General features: G+C 70.8%; 16 protein-coding genes. 10 read left to right on the plus strand and 6 right to left on the minus strand.

Annotation, left to right across the window (positions count from 1 at the left end):
• Positions 1-225 precede the first annotated feature (225 nt).
• The 6 genes from OG385_RS03770 to OG385_RS03795 all read left to right on the plus strand — a co-directional run bounded on the left by OG385_RS03770 (position 226) and on the right by OG385_RS03795 (position 6,111).
• Positions 226-1,338, plus strand: a complete 1,113-nt coding sequence (locus OG385_RS03770) for an aliphatic sulfonate ABC transporter substrate-binding protein (RefSeq protein WP_266851807.1) — start codon at positions 226-228, stop codon at positions 1,336-1,338.
• 103 nt (positions 1,339-1,441) lie between these two features.
• Positions 1,442-2,227, plus strand: coding sequence for an ABC transporter ATP-binding protein (locus OG385_RS03775; RefSeq protein ID WP_266851808.1), 786 nt, complete (start codon positions 1,442-1,444; stop codon positions 2,225-2,227).
• Complete coding sequence (locus OG385_RS03780; RefSeq protein ID WP_266851810.1) at positions 2,214-3,092, plus strand: ABC transporter permease; 879 nt, start codon at positions 2,214-2,216, stop codon at positions 3,090-3,092. Before OG385_RS03775 ends, OG385_RS03780 begins: the two co-directional genes overlap by 14 nt.
• Positions 3,093-3,098: 6 nt before the next feature.
• On the plus strand, positions 3,099-3,848 hold the full coding sequence (locus OG385_RS03785; protein WP_266851812.1) for a sirohydrochlorin chelatase: 750 nt from the start codon (positions 3,099-3,101) through the stop codon (positions 3,846-3,848).
• Between the two features lie 366 nt (positions 3,849-4,214).
• Positions 4,215-5,123, plus strand: a complete 909-nt coding sequence (locus OG385_RS03790; protein WP_266851814.1) for a zinc-binding dehydrogenase — start codon at positions 4,215-4,217, stop codon at positions 5,121-5,123.
• 70 nt (positions 5,124-5,193) lie between these two features.
• Positions 5,194-6,111, plus strand: coding sequence for an AraC family transcriptional regulator (locus OG385_RS03795; protein ID WP_266860610.1), 918 nt, complete (start codon positions 5,194-5,196; stop codon positions 6,109-6,111).
• Between the two features lie 260 nt (positions 6,112-6,371).
• On the opposite strand, the gene OG385_RS03800 is transcribed toward OG385_RS03795, so the two are convergent.
• Both OG385_RS03800 and OG385_RS03805 read right to left on the minus strand, forming a co-directional pair.
• Entirely contained in the window at positions 6,372-9,020 is a 2,649-nt protein-coding gene (locus tag OG385_RS03800) for a fibronectin type III domain-containing protein (RefSeq protein WP_266851816.1), read from the minus strand.
• Positions 9,021-9,202: 182 nt separating this feature from the next.
• Positions 9,203-10,225, minus strand: coding sequence for a ketopantoate reductase family protein (locus OG385_RS03805; protein WP_266851817.1), 1,023 nt, complete (start codon positions 10,223-10,225; stop codon positions 9,203-9,205).
• Positions 10,226-10,285: 60 nt separating this feature from the next.
• Between OG385_RS03805 and OG385_RS03810 the strand changes: the two genes are divergently transcribed.
• Both OG385_RS03810 and OG385_RS03815 read left to right on the plus strand, forming a co-directional pair.
• A complete protein-coding gene (locus tag OG385_RS03810) occupies positions 10,286-10,681 on the plus strand; it encodes a hypothetical protein (RefSeq protein ID WP_266851819.1) in 396 nt (131 codons plus the stop codon).
• Entirely contained in the window at positions 10,678-11,478 is an 801-nt protein-coding gene (locus OG385_RS03815; RefSeq protein WP_266851821.1) for an ABC transporter ATP-binding protein, read from the plus strand. The genes OG385_RS03810 and OG385_RS03815 overlap by 4 nt, the downstream gene beginning before the upstream one ends.
• Positions 11,479-11,520: 42 nt before the next feature.
• On the opposite strand, the gene OG385_RS03820 is transcribed toward OG385_RS03815, so the two are convergent.
• Together OG385_RS03820 and mgt are read right to left on the minus strand one after the other, a co-directional pair.
• Positions 11,521-12,069 (minus strand): DUF1697 domain-containing protein, encoded by a 549-nt coding sequence (locus OG385_RS03820; RefSeq protein ID WP_266851822.1) that lies wholly within the window; start codon positions 12,067-12,069, stop codon positions 11,521-11,523.
• Positions 12,070-12,136: 67 nt separating this feature from the next.
• Positions 12,137-13,348: a macrolide-inactivating glycosyltransferase gene (gene mgt, locus OG385_RS03825; protein ID WP_266851824.1), complete on the minus strand. Its 1,212-nt coding sequence runs from the start codon at positions 13,346-13,348 to the stop codon at positions 12,137-12,139.
• 132 nt (positions 13,349-13,480) lie between these two features.
• Here mgt and OG385_RS03830 point away from each other — a divergent pair, with 132 nt between their 5' ends.
• Both OG385_RS03830 and OG385_RS03835 read left to right on the plus strand, forming a co-directional pair.
• Positions 13,481-14,332 carry a phosphotransferase enzyme family protein gene (locus tag OG385_RS03830; protein ID WP_266851825.1) on the plus strand — a complete coding sequence of 284 codons (852 nt, stop codon included), beginning with the start codon at positions 13,481-13,483 and terminating at the stop codon, positions 14,330-14,332.
• Positions 14,333-14,523: 191 nt separating this feature from the next.
• Entirely contained in the window at positions 14,524-14,868 is a 345-nt protein-coding gene (locus tag OG385_RS03835; RefSeq protein ID WP_266851827.1) for a glyoxalase/bleomycin resistance/extradiol dioxygenase family protein, read from the plus strand.
• Positions 14,869-15,023: 155 nt separating this feature from the next.
• Here OG385_RS03835 and OG385_RS03840 read toward each other — a convergent pair whose 3' ends face one another.
• The gene (locus OG385_RS03840; RefSeq protein ID WP_266851828.1) at positions 15,024-15,737 is read right to left on the minus strand and encodes a 3'-5' exonuclease; all 714 of its coding nucleotides are present in this window, start codon (positions 15,735-15,737) and stop codon (positions 15,024-15,026) included.
• 144 nt (positions 15,738-15,881) lie between these two features.
• Positions 15,882-17,114, minus strand: coding sequence for an SAV2148 family HEPN domain-containing protein (locus tag OG385_RS03845; protein WP_266851830.1), 1,233 nt, complete (start codon positions 17,112-17,114; stop codon positions 15,882-15,884).
• Positions 17,115-17,321 lie beyond the last annotated feature (207 nt).

Consider the following 17,321-nt stretch of genomic DNA (forward strand, 5'->3'; position numbering starts at 1 on the left):
ACATCTACGCCACCTTCGCCAAGGAGGGCGGCCGGATCGGCAGCGGCGCCCTCGGCAGCGGTCAGGGCGGGGTCGGGCGATGTGCGTGAAGGCGTACGCGCACTGCCTGCGCGCCCGGACGCACCACTCGCCGCGCCCGACCCGGCGAAGACCTGGAAAACCAGCCGTCCGCCCGGCGGTGTCCTGAGGGACGCCCGCACCGGGCCATCGAGAGGAAACCCTCCCGTGCCTGCCACTCTCCCCCTGCGCCGCGGCCTCGCGGTTGCCGCCGCCCTCCCGCTGCTGGCCGTGGCGCTCAGCGCCTGCGGCTACGGATCGGCCAAGGCCAAGGACGACCAGGGCACGTCCCAGGTCGCGGCGGGGGCCAAGAAGCTCTCCGCCGACTCGGTGAAGATCGGCTACTTCCCGAACCTCACCCATGCCACCGCGCTGGTCGGCGACCAGCAGGGGATATTCCAGAAGGAGCTGGGCGGGACCCGGCTCAAGGCGTCCACCTTCAACGCGGGGCCCTCCGAGATCGAGGCGCTCAACTCCGGCTCGATCGACATCGGCTGGATCGGCCCGTCCCCGGCGATCAACGCGTACACGAAGTCCCAGGGCAAGAGCCTGCGCATCATCGGCGGCTCCGCGTCCGGTGGCGTCAAACTGGTGGTCAACCCGAAGAAGATCAAGACCCTGGACGACGTCAAGGGCAAGAAGATCGCCACCCCGCAGCTCGGCAACACCCAGGACGTCGCGTTCCTCAACTGGATCGCCGGCAAGGGGTGGAAGACCAATGCCACCAGCGGCAAGGGCGATGTCTCCGTTGTCCGCACGGACAACAGCGTGACCCCGGACGCGTACGCCTCCGGCTCCATCGACGGTGCCTGGGTCCCGGAGCCGACCGCGTCCAAGCTGGTGGCGCAGGGTGGCAAGGTGCTGCTCGACGAGAGCGACCTGTGGCCGCAGAAGAAGTTCGTGATCACGAACATGGTGGTGTCGCAGAAGTTCCTCAAGGAGCACCCGGACGTCGTCGAGGCCGTGCTGCGCGGTTCGGTGAAGACCAACGCCTGGATCAAGGCCCACCCGGACGCGGCGAAGGCGTCGGCCAACGCCGCGCTGAAGAAGCTGTCCGGCAAGGCGCTGCCGGCCAATGTGCTCGACCCCGCGTGGAAGTCGATCCAGACCACGGACGACCCGCTCGCGTCGACACTCAGCGCGGAGGCGGACCACGCGGTCAAGGCCGGTCTGCTGGAGAAGCCCGACCTCAAGGGCATCTACGACCTGCGACCGCTCAACAAGGTCCTGAAGGCCGCCGGACAGCCGGCTGTCCCCGACGCCGGTCTCGGCGTCAAGTAGCCCCGGATCCGGACCCGTTGATCCGGACCCGGATCCCGCTGACCCAGCGCCCCATTGATCCAGACCCCGTTGATCCAGACCCCGTTCCCAGGAGGTGACGACCATGGCCACAGCACTCGCCAAGGCCGACGACCGGACCGCGGTGACACACGCGGCCCGTATCGGCCACGTCTCGAAGTCCTTCGGCGGACCCGCCGGGCAGCTCGTCCTCGACGACATCACCCTCGACGTCGCCCCGGGCGAGTTCGTCACGCTCCTGGGGGCGTCCGGCTGCGGGAAGTCCACCCTGCTCAATCTGGTGGCCGGACTCGACGCGCCGTCTTCGGGGACCATCACGACCCCGGGCGGCCGGCCCGCGCTGATGTTCCAGGAGCACGCGCTGTTCCCGTGGCTGACCGCGGGCAAGAACATCGAACTGGCGCTGCGGCTGCGGGGCGTGCCCAAGGCCGACCGGCGGGACGAGGCGGAGCGGCTGCTCGCTCTCGTACGGCTGGAGGGCGCGTACGCCAAGCGGGTGCACGAGCTGTCCGGCGGGATGCGCCAGCGGGTGGCGCTGGCGCGCGCGCTGGCCCAGGACAGCCAACTGCTGCTGATGGACGAGCCGTTCGCGGCGCTCGACGCCATCACCCGCGATGTGCTGCACGACGAACTGACCCGGATCTGGCGCGAGACGAGCGTCTCGGTCCTCTTCGTCACCCACAACGTGCGCGAGGCGGTGCGGCTCGCCGAGCGGGTGGTGCTGCTCTCCTCGCGGCCGGGCCGGGTGGCGCGCGAGTGGGCGGTGGACATACCGCATCCGCGCCGGATCGAGGACTCCGCGGTCGCGGAGCTCTCGGTGGAGATCACTGAACAACTGCGTGGGGAGATCCGCCGACATGGCCAACACTGACATCAGGACGGACGAGCTGGCCGGCCTGGAAGCAGGCCTGGACGCGCTCGACACCGTACGGGTGGACCGGGTCCCGGTCCGCCAGGTGCTGGTGGGGAAGGTACTGCCGCCCGCCGTGGCGGTGGTGCTGGTGCTGGTCGTCTGGCAGGTCCTGATCTGGGCGAAGGTCACCGACAGCTACAAGCTGCCCTCGCCCGACCAGGTGTGGGGCGAGGTGACCGACGCCTGGGCGCAGGGCACCCTGCTCGGCTACATCTGGACGAGTGTCTCGCGCGGTCTGCTGGGCTTCCTGCTGGCGCTCGTGATCGGCACCCCGCTGGGTCTGCTCGTGGCGCGGGTGAAGTTCGTCCGCGCGGCGATCGGCCCGATCCTCTCGGGCCTCCAGTCCCTGCCGTCCGTCGCCTGGGTGCCGCCCGCGGTGATCTGGCTGGGGCTCAACGACACGATGATGTACGCGGTGATCCTGCTGGGCGCGGTCCCCTCGATCGCGAACGGTCTCGTCTCCGGCATCGACCAGGTCCCGCCGCTCTATCTGCGGGCGGGCCGTACGCTCGGCGCGTCGGGTCTGCGCGGCACCTGGCATGTGGTGCTGCCCGCCTCGCTGCCCGGATATCTGGCGGGCCTGAAGCAGGGCTGGGCGTTCTCCTGGCGCTCGCTGATGGCCGCGGAGATCATCGCGTCCTCGCCCGATCTGGGCGTGGGGCTCGGCCAGTTGCTGGAGCAGGGCCGGGAGACCAGCAGCATGTCGATGGTCTTCCTGGCCATCTTCCTGATCCTCATCGTCGGTATCGCCATCGACCTGCTCATCTTCAGCCCGCTGGAGCGGCGCGTGCTGCGCAGCCGCGGTCTGCTGGTCAGGAGCTGAACCGCGATGTACGACGACCGTCCGGTGCTGCTCGTCGTCGCGCACGGCAGCCGTGACCCCCGCCATGCCGCGGCCGTCCGCGCGCTGACCGGGCGGGTGCGGGCGCTGCGCCCCGGGGTGCGGGTGGAGACCGCGTTCCTGGACTTCGCCGCACCGTCGGTCCCGCGGCTGCTCGAACGGCTGGCCTCCGAAGGCGTACGGGACGTGGTGGCCCTCCCGCTCCTGCTGACCCGTGCCTTCCACGCCAAGTGGGACATCCCGGGGGTGCTGCGCGAGGCACCGGCCGGGATGCGGGTGCGCCAGGCAGAGGTGCTGGGCCCGTCCCCGCTGCTGCTGACCGCACTGGAACGACGGCTGTACGAGGCGGGGCTCTCCCCGTCCCGGAAGCGCTCGACGGGGCTGGTCCTGGCCTCGGCGGGCTCCACCGACCCGGAGGCGATCGCAGTGATCGCTGAAATTGCGCGGGAGCTGCGGCACACCGGTTGGTGCGCCGTGCGGCCTGCGTTCGCCTCCGCTGCTCTGCCCCGTACCGAGGACGCGGTACGGGAGTTGCGGGCCTCCGGCGTCAGCCGCGTCGCGGTGGCGCCGTATGTCATCGCTCCGGGCCGCCTGCCGGACCGTATCGAGGCGGGCGCCCGCGCGGCCGGCGCCGATGTGCTGTCCGGCGTGCTGGGCCCCTGCGGTGAGCTGGCCCGGCTGCTGCTGACCAGATACGACGAGGCCCGGGTGCCGGCGCCGGCGGCACTGAGTTACTGACCGGACCACGAGAAGACACGCCGGAGGCCTGTGCCTCACCCGCGTGGCCTGGCCGGTACACGTTGCGCATCCGAACGACGAAGGAGCGTAACGGTCTTGGGGCTCCCTCCCCGGAGCTGACGCCTCAAGATCATTACATTGCCGGGCGTGTCTGTGCCCGTCACAGCGTCATCCACCGGACGGGTGCAGGGTTCGACGCGCCGCGAGTCGCAATGACACAGATCGTCAACTGATTGATTCTCACGGGTCTGGTCGCTGTCCCGGTCCTGCGTAGGGTTTCAAGAAGACGGCAGTGCGGCATTTGCGCACTCGATCTGCTGCGCCGAGAGTTCAGGCGCACCCACCAGAGAAGGAAACACACTCCTTATGCGCGCCCTTGTGGTCGATCACAGTGAGGCCGGACCTGTCCGGTTCGCCGATGTCGATGAGCCCGTACCGTCCGCCGGTGAGACGTTGGTGGAGGTACGGCACATCGGTCTCAACTTCGGAGAGCTGAATTACGTGGACCAGTGGCCAGCCGGCGCTGTACACGGTCACGACGCGGCCGGCGTCGTGGTGCGCGCCGCATCCGACGGCTCGGGGCCGCCCGAAGGTACGCGCGTCGCAGTGGGAATGGCTCCCCACGCGTGGGCGGAGCGGGTGGCAGTCAGCCCGGCCTCGCTCGGCACCGTCCCCGAGGGCGTGGACCTGGCCGACGCCGCCGCGCTGGGGATCGCCGGAGTCACCCCATTCCGGGTGCTGCGCAAGCGTTCCCTGCTGGCGCGCAACGTTCTGATCACCGGCGCCAGCGGGGGCGTGGGGCACTTCGCCGTCCAGCTGGCGGCGCTGGCGGGCGCCCGGGTGACGGCACTCGTCGGTTCGCCGGAGCGGACCGCCGGACTCCGTGAACTCGGCGCCGACAAGGTCCTGACCGACTTGGCCGAGACCGGGGACCGGTTCGACCTCGTCCTGGACACGGTCGGCGGACCACTGGTGGCCCAGGCCTGGAGTTCCCTCGCCGAGGGGGGCACCATCCACCTGGTCGGTTACTCCTCGGGGCAGGAAACCACGTTCCCGTCAGGGGCCTTGTTCGGCTTCGGTGAACCCCGCAGCATCGCCACCTACGGCGACATGACGCCGACCAGCGGGGAGCTGACGGACCTGCTGGGCCTCATGGCCACCGGGAGGCTCTCGGCACCGGTCGGACTGCGAGGCGACTGGCAGGACGTGGACGACGCCGTCCACGCGCTGTTCGCGCGGAAGGTGCACGGAAAGGCCGTTCTTGACGTCGCCTGACGCTGTGGACGAGGACACATGCGCCTCGCCCGCCGGCGGGCGGTTCGCCGTGGTGGACGAGAATGGACCCATGGATGTGCTGGCGGAGGTCTTGCGTGTTTCGGGTGCGCGAGGCGCGCTCGGGGTCGTGCTGAAGGCCGGAGGAACCTGGGGCCTGCGGCTGGATTCCTCTTCAGGAGCGGCACTGCACGTGGTGTCCCGCGGCACCATGTGGCTCCACGTCCCAGGCGAGAAACCTCTTCAGGCGCAGGCCGGAGACGCCGTCCTGGTGTCGCCGGGCACCGCACACGGGATAGCCGGCGGGGCCGGCGTGACGATGGGTTCCTGCGACCGTGAGGCAGCGGCCCGGTCTTTTGGCGATGGCCGAGCCCTGCGTCTGGGCTCGGCGCCGGTGCAGACGGAAGTGATCGTGCTGCACTACGAGCAGGACCCGGAGGTGCGCACACCGGTGCTTACCTCCCTCACTCGGCCGATGCATGTCACAGCCCGGGAGAACGCGCAGCTCAGAAGGACCGTCGAACTTCTCGCCGCGGAGCTCGCACAGCCGCAGATCGGCACCACCGCCGCCATCAACAGCATCATCGACCTTCTGCTCGTCCAGTTCGTACGCGCCTGGCTGGCCCGCCACCCGCAGGAACAGTCCGGCTCATGGCTGGGAGCGATGCGTGATCCGGTCGTGCGCGACGCTCTGGCATGTGTCCACGCCCAACCGGAACACCCCTGGAGCACGGAGACCCTGGCCGCTGCGACGAGCGTCTCCCGGGCGACGCTGTCCAGGCGCTTCCGGTCCGCCCTCGGACAGACACCCGCCGCGTACGTGACGCAGTGGCGCATCGACCTGGCGTCCGTCCGGCTCCGCGATACCGATGAGCCGGTCGAGTCGATCTCCGGCGCGGTCGGATACGGCTCTCCGCACGCTTTCAGCCGTGCCTTCAGACGTGCCCGAGGCACAGCCCCTGGCGAGTACCGTTCTCGACTTCGCAAGTGATCCGGCCTCGGGACCGGTGGGCTCGCATGTTGAGGTGACGAGTTGGCGGATCGCGGGGGCCCTGCCACGCTGTGGCGGGACGCCGATCTCCCGCAGGTGGACTTGGAGACTGTCCGGATTCATCTCCTGTCCGGGCCGGTGGCCGGGGAAGGGCCACTCCGAACTTCTGCCGCTGACGTAGCAGTCACCTGCACGTCGGCGGGCACTGCGGTGCGCGGTGCCCGCCGGCGTGCGGCGGGTTCTGCTGTACGTTCCGGTTCCTATCCGGCCGTGGTGGTCGCCGTGACCGTGGCCGCCGGGCCCACGCCCGCCGCGGTGACGGAGGCGACTGTCACCGTGTAACCGGTGCCGGGCCTGAGGCCGCCGATCACCCGGAACATCCCCTTGCCCGAAGGCTGTCCGACCATCGCGTCCCGGCCGGTGACCTCGATGGTGCGGCCGTCGGAGACCGTCAGGCGGTAGCCGGTGACCTTGGCGTCCCCCATGTTCTTGGGCGGCGTCCAGGCGAGGGTCGCGGCCGTCTCCTCGGTACGGAGCTTCGGGCCGGTCGGCGCGTCGGGGAGCACGGTGGCCGCCGTCGGGACGAGCGGGGCGGATGCGAGGGACGGGGCGCTGCTCCCGTGCGCGTTGGCAGCGGTGACAGTGACGGTGAAGGGGCCGCCGCCCGCGGGGAGTCCGCCGATGCGGATGTACGCCAGCCGCTTGTAGTCGGCTGCCGACACGGTCTGCCGCGCGGCCTCGGTGCCGTCCGGCCGCAGGGCGTGCGCGGTGTAGCTGCGGACCGGTGAACCACCGTCGGCGAAGACCGGGTTGAAGATGGCGTACAGGGCGTCCGCCCCTGCGGTGCTGGTACCGACCCGGGACGGCGCCTCGGGAACGGAGACGGCTCCCGGGGTGCGGCTGAGAACGCTCCGGTAAGCGGGCTCGATTCCCGCGGCGGCGACGATCGCCGCGGGGGCGTCCGACGGCGAGGCCATGATGTGGTTGCCGGTCGTCACCAGACCCTTGTTGTCGCCGTCGGCGGTGCCTTCCTCCCACCAGTTGTCCTTGACGAGCGTCGGGTCGTTGTTGCCGAGCTGGTCGCGGTAGTCGGTGTGGCGGCTGGCGACATTGGCGTACGAGGCGCCGTAGAGCACGTTACCCTCGACGGTCTCGTACGTGCAGCCGTTGTCGGTGTAGACGCTCTTGCCCAGGCCCCACTGGTCGTGGATGACATTGCCCGTGACCTTCTCGCCGTCGGCCTGCGAGGTGCCCGTCAGGCCCTGGGTGTAGATCCCGCCGCCGTCGTCGAACATCTGCATGTAGTCGAAGATGAGATTGTCGCTCACCGCGTTGTCATGGCTGGGGTTGGGGGTCGCGGGTGAGCCGACCTTGTCGGGCCAGCCGCCCCAGCCCATGGAGATCGCGCTGTAGCCGAGGTGGTCGAGCTGATTGTGCGCGATGGTGTTGTGCTGGGTGTATCCGTTGAGGATGCCGACCGAGCCGTGGAACTCGCGTGGCAGGGCGTACAGATGATTGTCCGTCACTTCGACGTGGTCGGCGGGGGTCCGGCCGTCGACTCCGCCGATCTCCAGGCCGTTGCCCGAGATGTCGGTGAAGGTGTTGCCCCGGACCCTGGAGTCACTGGTTCCGGTGCCCAGTTCCAGACCGGCGGCGCCCAGGTGGGTGAAGTCGTCGTCGCTGAACTCGATGCGTCTGCCGTACGTGAACGAGACGTTTCCCGGCATCGGGGTCCAGGAGGCGAACGGGCAGGTGCCGCCCTTGACGAATCCGCACAGTCCCTGGGTGGCCCAGCCGTTCGCACCGGTGATGGTGTAGCCGGCCTGGATCTCCGAGAAGCCCTCGGGTGTGGACGGGGTCAGCCAGGTCGCGTAGCTGAACCGCACCCCCCGGAAGGCGACATCGTGGACCGGGGCTGATGCGGTGCCCCGCCCGTCGAGGAGCTTCTGCGCCGCCGCCGCCTCGACATCCGCGTGCCGGATGTCCTCCCCCTTGCGCGGGAGGTAGTAGACCGTGTGTGCCGTGCGGTCCAGGTACCACTCGCCGGGCTGGTCGAGGAGTTCGTACGCGTTCTCCACGTACGACGCCTTGCCGTTGTTGGTGAGATGTCCGGGCCCGACCATGGAGACGGTGCGCCCGGGGATGTCCGGGAACTCCACCCGCTTGTTGGAGTTGTCCCAGCAGGGCTGGGCCATGGTGAGCGTGGTGCCCTTCGCCGCGGCGATCCGGCAGCGGGGCTCGGTCCACTGGCCCAGGCCGTTGCGCTCGACGTTCCAGAGCTCCTCGCCGCTGGAGTACACGAATTCGGCGTCGGAGGGGTGGCGCCAGTGGGCGATGGTGTCCGCCGTCGTGGTGTACCCGGTCGGTGTGGCGGTCAGCCCGACGGGCACCTCGCCCCGGGCGCGCTGGGCCCGGACTCCGTCGACGTACAACTGGCGGGTGTCGGCGAGGCCTTGGGGTGCGGGCGCCGCGTAGAGACCGGGGCGCCCGTGAACCGGTTTCCAGCCCTGGACCTGCTTGCCTCCGCTGATGACGGTGGAGCCGGTGCCCTGCCAGATGATCCGGTGGCCGTCGTGCCCGGAGTCCCTGGCATCGAGGACGAGTGGCTCCGCCGTCCGGTAGGTACCCGATGCGAGGTGGACGGTGAGGTCCCCGTGCTGGTGGGCGGAGTTCACCCGGGCCAGATCCCGGGCGCGCTGAAGGGTTCTGACGGGGTGTCGGGCGGTGCCCCGGGCGTGGTCGTCGCCGGACGGGGTGACATATACGTCCGCGGAGTGCGAACCGGCGGAGCCGCCGGCGCCGGAGTCGGCTCCGGCCGCGGTCACGCCGCCAGGGACGCCGAGCGCCAGGACGGCGGAGAGAGCCGCGGCGAGCGTGGCTCTTCGGGGTGCGAGCATCTTCCCTCCCATGGAATCAGGTTCATAAGGCAGGAGAAAGGTAGGAGGGTTGTGATGCAACGGTCAACGGATCGGACAAGAAATGCCCTTCTGATCGATCTGATTCGACTGACACCCGTTCAGGTCATCGGAGGATTCAAGTCATCGGAGGTTCCACCCGGCCCCTCTCAGCACTGGGCCGGCGGCTCACCCCACTACTGCGCCGCGTCGGCAACCAGCGCGGCCAGCTCGGCGGCCGGCATGGAGCCCGCTGGGCGCCGCTCGCGCGCGAAGGTGTTGGCCACCCGCTGGAGTACGTCGTTCACCGGGGTCGGCACTCCGTGCAGCCGGCCGAGCAGGGCGATCTCGCCGTTGAGGAAGTCGGCCTCGATGGTGCCCGTGCCCCGGCTGAGGCTCTGCCAGGAGGAACCGCCGCCTCGCGGCCGCCCCTCGGCCGGCAGCTGGGTGATCTTGTCGCCGCGCACCCGCTGCTGCTCCTCGGCGCTCGCGGCCTCGATCCCGGCTGCCGCGTAGACGGCGCGCCCCTCGGCCTCCGCCTGCTGGAGCAGCTCCGCCATGATGGCGTCCGCCGCGGGGTCCGTGCCGTGGATTCCGCAGGCCGCCTGGAGTGAATTGACCAGGTTCGAGAGGAGTTTGCCGTACTTCCAGCGCATCACGTCGGGAACGACCGGCGCCTCGAACGGAGCCTTCTCCAGATCCGCCGAGATCTGCCGGGCGGTACGGTCCGTGCCCGCCGGATAGCGGCCGATGTGCAGCATCCCGGAGAGCGGGGAACCGGCCGCGGCGACGGAGCCCGGCTCCAGGAAGGTCGCGGGCAGCCAGACGCACATGCCGTACACCCGGCGGAAGCTGCGCAGCGCGAGGCGTTCGCTCTCCACGCCGTTCTGCGCACAGACCAGCGGGAGCACTTCGGCGGCCGTCGCGCCGGTGCCGGCCACCGGCCGCGGGCCCCAGGCGTCGAGGGCCGCGATGCTGTCCTGCGTCTTGACCGTCAGGACCAGGACGTCATCGGGGCGCAGTTCCACCGCGGCGGGGCCGTCGGCGACCGGCAGTGCGAGTGTGCGGGTGCCCTCCGGGGTCGCGATCCGCAGCCCGCCGTCCCGGAGTGCCTCGTAGTGCGCCCCACGGGCCACCAGAACCACTTCGCTGCCGCTCTCGGACAGCCGCCCGCCGATGATGCCGCCGACGGCGCCGGCTCCAATGATGATGTAGCGCATACCGGGACTCTGGCACAGCCGGACGGCGCCGGGCCATGATCCAGGACACCTCTCGGCCCGGTGCCGGGGTTCCCGTACTGTCCCGCCGTCCCGGTTCCCGTACTGTCCCGGTTCCCGTACGACGTCCCGTTCCGGCGCCGCGCGGCCGGCCGGACCGGGAGCCCCGGACCGGGAGCCCCGGACCGGGAGCAGCCGGACCGGGAGCAGCCGGGCGCCGTCGGCGCGCTGTGGCAGAAGAGTAGGATCCGGTACGTCGGCCTGGACACGATGACCGCCGACCAGCCTGAGCAGGCGCTGTCCCCGACCGGGACCGCCTCGGTGCAGAGCCGCCTCCCCCTCCTCGACCGCGCGTCGGCGGACGTACGAGCGGCGTGCGAGACGCACGGCCTCGCCTTTCTGCCCTGGTTCCCGCTGCCGGAGGGCATGCAAGAGATGAAGGAGCTGAACGACCTGTGAGCACCGTCGTGATCCGTGCGGACGACGTCGATTTCGTACGGGACGGAAACCTGCTGCTGGACTCGGTCTCGCTGACCGTGCACAGCGGGGAGCACTGGGCCCTGCTCGGTGCCAACGGCGCGGGCAAGTCGACCCTGCTCGGGCTGCTGGGCGCGGTGACGCACCCCACCCGCGGGAAGGTGGAGATCCTCGGGCGGACGCTCGGCCGGGTGGACCTGCGGGAGCTCCGCTCCCATCTGGGGCACATCAACCCGCGCCATCCGCTGCACTCACCGCTGCGGGTCCGCGACGTCGTGCTGACCGGTCTCACCAACTCCATCGAGCCCGTGCCGCGCTGGTCGCCGACCGAGGAGCAGGTCAAGCGGGCCGACCGGCTGCTGACCATGCTGGGCATGGGCGGCGAGAAGGCCGAGTCGCGCTGGCCGACGCTCTCGCAGGGCGAGCGCGGGCGGACCCTGATCGCCCGCGCCCTGATGCCCAGCCCCCGGCTCGTCCTGCTCGACGAGCCGGCCACCGGACTGGACCTGGCCGCCCGCGAGCAGCTGCTGACCAGCCTGGACGAGCTGCGCGCCGAGCACCCGGAGCTGGCGACGATCCTCGTCACCCACCATCTGGAGGAGCTGCCCGCGTCCACGACGCACGCGATGCTGCTGCGCGGTGGCGCGTGCCTGGGTTCGGGGCCGGCCGATGAGGTCCTCACCACCGACCAGGTCAGCAAGTGCTTCGACCATCCGGTACGGATCACTCGCACGGACGGCCGCTGGGCGGCCCGTTCGGAGCGGGCCGCCCAGCACTGACGGCGGGGCACGCCGGCGCTGACGGCGGGGCCCTGCCGCCGGTCAACCGCCGGTCAGCTCGGCCAGCTTGAGCACGGTGTTCCAGTTGCGGGAGGTGCCGGTGACGCCCTTGTTCACGGCGGGCCTGTTCAGGGCCTCAGCGAGCTTGGAGCGGCCGAGCCCGTCCGGGGCGTACAGATAGAGCGCCCGGTCGCCGAGCCTGAACTCCTCGGGCAGATAGGCCTGCTGGTCGATGGCGGCGTACCGCTCGGGCCCGACGGGGCCGGAGAAGTAGGTGACGTGCAGTTGCTTGCCCTGGAGTCCGGCCGCCTGGAAGGGGCAGTTGTCGGCCACGGCCCGCAGATAGGCTCCGCTGCGGACGAGGCAGGCCACCGTGAAGCCGAAACGGTTCGCGATGGCCTCCTCCACTGCCGCCGCCAGCTTGTCCTCGCCGGCCGTCGCGCTGCTGAAGACGGCGTTCCCGCTGTTGAGGTACGTACGGACGTCGTCGTGGCCGAGTCCGGTGAGCAGCTCCCTGAGGTCCGCCATGGGGACCTTCCTGTTGCCGCCCACGTTGATCCCGCGCAGCAGTACCGCGTATCTGGTCGTCATGGGGACGAACATAGACCGCGCGCCCGCGCCGGTAGCTGCTCGCCCCGGCAGCGCCCGGCGGCAGGGCCTACTCCGCGGGCAGTTCCGCCTCGATGAGGTCGGCCGCGCGCCGGGTGCCTCCTTCCGTCGCCATCCCGGCGCCGATACGCGCGAGCCGCCGGGCGACCTCCGGGTCATCGGCCAGCGCGAGCACCGCTTCGCGCAGTGTCGCCGCGCTGGCGTCCGCCATCGGTACGTGCCGGGCCACGCCCAGCGACTGGAGCATGTCCGCGTTGGAGAACTGGTCCACGGCCTGCGGGACGGCGACCATCGGCGTCGCCGTGGCCAGTCCCTCCTGGCTGCCGCCCGCGCCCGCGTGGGTGATGAAGGCGTCGGCCTGCCGGAGCACGGAGAGCTGCGGGGTCCAGCGCATCACCTCGAAGTTGGCCGGGACCGGGCCCAGTTCGGACACCTCCACGTACTTGCCGATCTGGAGCACCACATGCCAGCCGGGCAGGCCGCCGAAGGCCTCGATGCACTCGCGGTAGAAGCCCGGCTGCTTGGTGAAGGTCGAGCCGAGCGAGACGAGCAGCACCTTCTCGGCGCCCTCCGGACGCTGCCACTCCCCCTGCTCCTTGCGGTCGCCCTGGCAGGCGCCGACGAAGGTGTACCTGGTGTCGTCCACCCGGTCGCCGTTGGGCTGCATCGCGCGCGGGATGAGGACGATGCTGCGGCGGGGACGGCCGACGAACGGGTCGGGGTGCTCGTCGATGCCGTTCTCCTCCAGCCAGGCGTGGAAGCGCGCGTAGTAGGCCCGGCCCCGCTCGGTCGCCATGAGCTGGGCGACCACCGGCTCGCCGACCTCCTCCTCGTACCCCTGCCAGGCGACCAGGTTCGGGGAGAGCGAGACAGCGGGGATACCCCAGCGGCGGGACAGCACGATGGCCGGGTAGGAAGTGATGTCGTGCACGATCAGGTCGGGTACGCCCACTCCGTCCGGTCCCTCGTGCGCCTCGATCAGCTGCGGCAGGGCGGAGATGGCGTCGCGGAGGAACGGTTCGATGTTCTCGATCACCTCGGTGCCCCAGGCCTCGGGGTCGTCGTCGGTGGGCAGGGTCGATGTGTAGACGACGGGCTCGGCACCGGTCTCCGCGACCTTCTCGGCGAAGGATGCCGGGATCGCGTAGGTGACGCGGTGGCCGCGGGCGACGAGTTCCCGGATCACTTCGATGCTCGGGTTCACGTGCCCGGCAGCCGCGATGGAGAACATGGCGATATGAGCACGCTTGGGTGAAGTCATGCCATGACGGTAGGCGAGACGAGACGTCTCGTGCAACTTATTTCGACGGGCCCGGTGACCACCCGCAGATGCCAGGCCCCGTCTGCACGGATGCGAAACTTGGCCCGTTCCAACGAGAGCGGGAGACACCACATGGACGAGTCAACGGCGCGGGACATACTGCGCACGACCGGTCTGGCGAAGGACGCGGAGCTGCTGGCGCTGGGTGAGAACGCGGTCTTCGCGGACGGCGGGCTCGTCATCAAGGTGGGCAGGGCCCCGGAGCTGCTGGAGCGCGCGGAGCGCGAACTCTCCGTGGCGGGCTGGCTCGCGGAGGCGGGCATCCCCGCGGTGCGCGCGGCCGAGCCGTCGCCGCGGCTGGCGGACGGTCATCCGGTCACGCTCTGGCACCGGCTCCCCGACGCGGTCCGCCCGGCCGAGCCCGCGGACCTCGCGGCGCTGCTGCGCTCCGTCCACACGCTGCCCGCACCGGACTTCGCGCTCCCCCGGCGCGAACTCCTGGGCGGGGTCGAGCGCTGGCTGCGGCTCGCGGGGGACGCCATCGACCCGGCGGACGCGGACTACCTCCGCGAGCGCCGCGACGGCTTCGCCTCGGCGGCGGCCGCACTGACACCCCACCTGCCCCCGGGCCCGATCCACGGCGACGCGCTCCCGCGCAATGTCCACATCACCCCGCAAGGACCGGTCCTGGTCGACCTGGAGACGTTCTCTTCGGACCTGCGGGAGCACGACCTGGTCGTCATGGCCCTGTCCCGCGACCGCTACGGGGTGCCCCCGGAGGCGTACGACTCCTTCGTCCGCACCTACGGCTGGGACGTCCGCGAATGGGAGGGCTGCACGGTCCTGCGCGGCGCCCGCGAGACGGCGAGCTGCGCCTGGGTCGCCCAGCACGCCCCGGCGAACCCCCGGGCGCTCGACGAGTTCCGCCGCAGGGTGGCGTCACTGCGCGAGAACGACCCCGGGGTCCGGTGGTATCCGTTCTAGACGGACGAGTCCGATACCGGGGCGCTCCGGAAATTCGGCGTGGATTTGCCGATCGGGCTGATCAAGAAGGTCAAGTAACGCACCATCGAGTCGGGCATGTCGTTGTCGGCGCTGGTCGCTGACGCCCTGCGCGCCTGACACGGCGACGCCGAACGGACACCAACAGCAATCGACCGGAAAGGACACCTGACATGGCGACCGAAGGAATCGAGGCCGTGTTCCTGACGACCCACAACTGGGGCAGGGCGGCGAAGTTCTTCCAGGCGCTGGGCTACGAGCTGGAGTTCTCGACCGACCACAACTCCGGCCGGCTCCGCAGCGTCGACGGACCGTACCTCTTCATCGCCGAGGTCCCCGAGGACCAGGAGCCCCAGACGCAGATGGTGCTGAAGGTGCCGGACGCGGACGCGTTCAGTCCCGATCCTGCCGTCGAGGTCGTCACGCCGTTCGAGGAGACCCACTTCGGAACCAGGGCGATGACCATCCGCGACCCCGACGGGCGCCACTGGAGCGTCCAGGCCCCCGCCAAGAACTGACCGCGGCAGAAGGCGCACACCATGGCTGACGGGCGGACCGAGGTGCCCGACGGCTTCTGCACCCCGCCCGAGATGCTTCCACTGGCATGAAGTGAACACCGGCCAACCGTCCGGGTGCCGGCCCGGTCCGCGTCATCCCCCCGTCCCGCTCCGTGTCACCGGCCCCGGGGGATGACCGGCCAGGCCGCCTCCACGACCGCCGCCGGGTCGGCGGTGCGTCGCAGATACGCCTCCAGTGAGGCCGACTGCTCCGCTGCCGCACGCACCTGGAGGCCGTGCAGGTCCGCCAACGGCATTCTCCCTACGGGCTCGTGCAGCTCCCCCATGCGGCGTACCACCCGGGCGGCGGCCACCGCGTCCGCGCTCGCGTCGTGCGCGTCGTCGAGCGCCACCCCGTAGTAGCCGCACAGTGCCTGGAGGGCGCGCTTGCCCCTGCGGTACTTGTCGACGTGTTTGTCGATCACCAGCGGGTCAATGACGGGCGACGGCACGGTGCCGAGCCGCTCGCTGACCGACGCCACCCCATGACGCCCGCACTCACGGTCCAGGAGCGACAGGTCGTACCGCGCGTTCATCACCACCAGCGGCGCCCCCGAGCGCAGCACCCCGGCAACCGTGTGAGCGATCTCCTCGACGGCGGAGGCCGCCCGGGCCCCGTGCTCGCGGGCGTGGTCCGTCGAGATGCCGTGGATCGCCGCCGCCTGCTCCGGTATCGCCACCCCCGGGTCGATCAGCCAGGTGCGCTGCTCCTCGACGCCACCGTCCGCGTCCAGCCGCACGACCGCCGCCGTGACGATGCGGTCGGTCTCGACGTCGGTGCCTGTCGTCTCCAGGTCGAAGCCGACCAGTGGTCCCCGGTGCCAGCTCATGGCGGCCCTCCTCGTGGTGTGCCGTGGTGCGTCGTGGTACGTCCCCCAGGTCGTGACCACCCTCGCACGCGCCACTGACAACCGGTCCGGCCGCCCGGTCCACCGGGTCGGTGGCGCCCGCGGTGAGGCCCGGTCAGAAGTCGGTCAGGAAACCGGCCGCGAATCGCCCCACACGGACTCGAACTCGTCCCGGTACGTCTCGAAGAGGCCGTGCTCCGAGTCCTGCCCGTGCCGGACCACCGCACGCCCGCCGCCCCGGAGCACCAGGACCGGCGCCTCCATCCCGCGCGCCCTGCGCAGATACGACTGGACGACCGCGAGACCGTCCGCACCGTCGCCGTCGACCAGACAGGCCATGAAGCGCGGCGTCTCGTCGAACACATGGATCTCGAAGGCCCCGGGGTCCCGCAGCCGGGCCCGCACCCGGCGCATGTGCAGGATGTTCGTCTCCACCGCCCGGCTCAGCTCGCCCTTCTTGAGCCCCAGTTCCCGCTCGCGCCGCTTGACCGCGCTGCTGGCGGGGTTCAGGAAGAGCAGCCGGACCCGGCATCCCGACTCGGCCAGCCGGACCAGCCTGCGGCCCGAGAAGTTCTGGACGAGGAGGTTCAGGCCTATCCCTATCGCGTCGAGCCTGCGCGCCCCGCCGAAGAGGTCCTCGGCGGGGATCTGCCGCTGGAGCCGGACGCGGTCCGGGTGGACGCCGATGACGTCCGCGTACCGGTCCCCCACCAGGTCCTCGACCGCGTCCACCGGGAGCCGGTCGGCGGACGGCGCGCCCGACCCCGCGCCCAGGATGTTCAGCAGGCGCGACGAGGCCCGTTCCGCCTGGGCCAGCACCGCCTCGGAGAGCGCCCGGTTGCGGGAGACCACGTTGCGGGTGACCTCCAGCTCGTCCAGGGCCAGTTCCACATCGCGCCGGTCGTCGTAGTACGGCTCGAAGCACGGCCAGTGCTGGACCATCAGCTCGCGCAGCTGCGGCAGGGTGAGGAAGCTCAGGACGTTGTCGTCGGCCGGGTCCAGCAGATAGCCCTTGCGGCGCGAGACCTCCCGTACGGCAACGGCGCGCTGCACCCACTCCTGGCCTGCCGGGCCCGCGGCCGCGACCACCCAGTCGTCGGCGTGCACCGGTTCGTAGATGGGGCGCAGCACGGCGGCCACCACCGCGCGGAGGCGCTGCTCGACCAGGTTCAGCCAGATGTAGGCGCGCCCGGCGCGCTGCGCACGGGTCCGCACCTCGTTCCAGGCGCCGGCGTCCCAGTCGAGTTCCGCCCCGATCTCCATGGGCCTCGCCAGGGAGACCGCCCCGGGTGGGACACCTGCGGAGCCCCCGTCGTGACCCGGGTCACCTGGGGGCAACTCCAGCCCTCCCGAGCCCACCCGCGTACCGCCTTTCACTCCCCCTGCAACGATCAAGGAAGGGTACTCCGCGCGCGGGAGCCGGTGCAGCCGGATGCACAGGCTCCTTTCCCAACTCCCGTATTCGTGGTGACCGTTCCCCTCGGCCGTACGGGGCCGAGTGAGGGGATTCATAGTGGTTCGTGGCGAGGACGCGCTGACACGCGTGACTCGGTGCCTGATGTGGAA

It is taken from the genome of Streptomyces sp. NBC_01306 (assembly GCF_026340465.1).
Lineage (GTDB): Bacteria > Actinomycetota > Actinomycetes > Streptomycetales > Streptomycetaceae > Streptomyces.

Coding starts and splice junctions, on each gene's coding strand:
- OG385_RS03775 (WP_266851808.1), top strand. CDS start 1,442: ATGGCCACAGCACTCGCCAAGGCCGACGACCGGACCGCGGTGACACAC.
- OG385_RS03780 (WP_266851810.1), top strand. CDS start 2,214: ATGGCCAACACTGACATCAGGACGGACGAGCTGGCCGGCCTGGAAGCA.
- OG385_RS03785 (WP_266851812.1), top strand. CDS start 3,099: ATGTACGACGACCGTCCGGTGCTGCTCGTCGTCGCGCACGGCAGCCGT.
- OG385_RS03790 (WP_266851814.1), top strand. CDS start 4,215: ATGCGCGCCCTTGTGGTCGATCACAGTGAGGCCGGACCTGTCCGGTTC.
- OG385_RS03795 (WP_266860610.1), top strand. CDS start 5,194: ATGGATGTGCTGGCGGAGGTCTTGCGTGTTTCGGGTGCGCGAGGCGCG.
- OG385_RS03800 (WP_266851816.1), bottom strand. CDS start 9,020: ATGGGAGGGAAGATGCTCGCACCCCGAAGAGCCACGCTCGCCGCGGCT.
- OG385_RS03805 (WP_266851817.1), bottom strand. CDS start 10,225: ATGCGCTACATCATCATTGGAGCCGGCGCCGTCGGCGGCATCATCGGC.
- OG385_RS03820 (WP_266851822.1), bottom strand. CDS start 12,069: ATGACGACCAGATACGCGGTACTGCTGCGCGGGATCAACGTGGGCGGC.
- mgt (WP_266851824.1), bottom strand. CDS start 13,348: ATGACTTCACCCAAGCGTGCTCATATCGCCATGTTCTCCATCGCGGCT.
- OG385_RS03830 (WP_266851825.1), top strand. CDS start 13,481: ATGGACGAGTCAACGGCGCGGGACATACTGCGCACGACCGGTCTGGCG.
- OG385_RS03835 (WP_266851827.1), top strand. CDS start 14,524: ATGGCGACCGAAGGAATCGAGGCCGTGTTCCTGACGACCCACAACTGG.
- OG385_RS03840 (WP_266851828.1), bottom strand. CDS start 15,737: ATGAGCTGGCACCGGGGACCACTGGTCGGCTTCGACCTGGAGACGACA.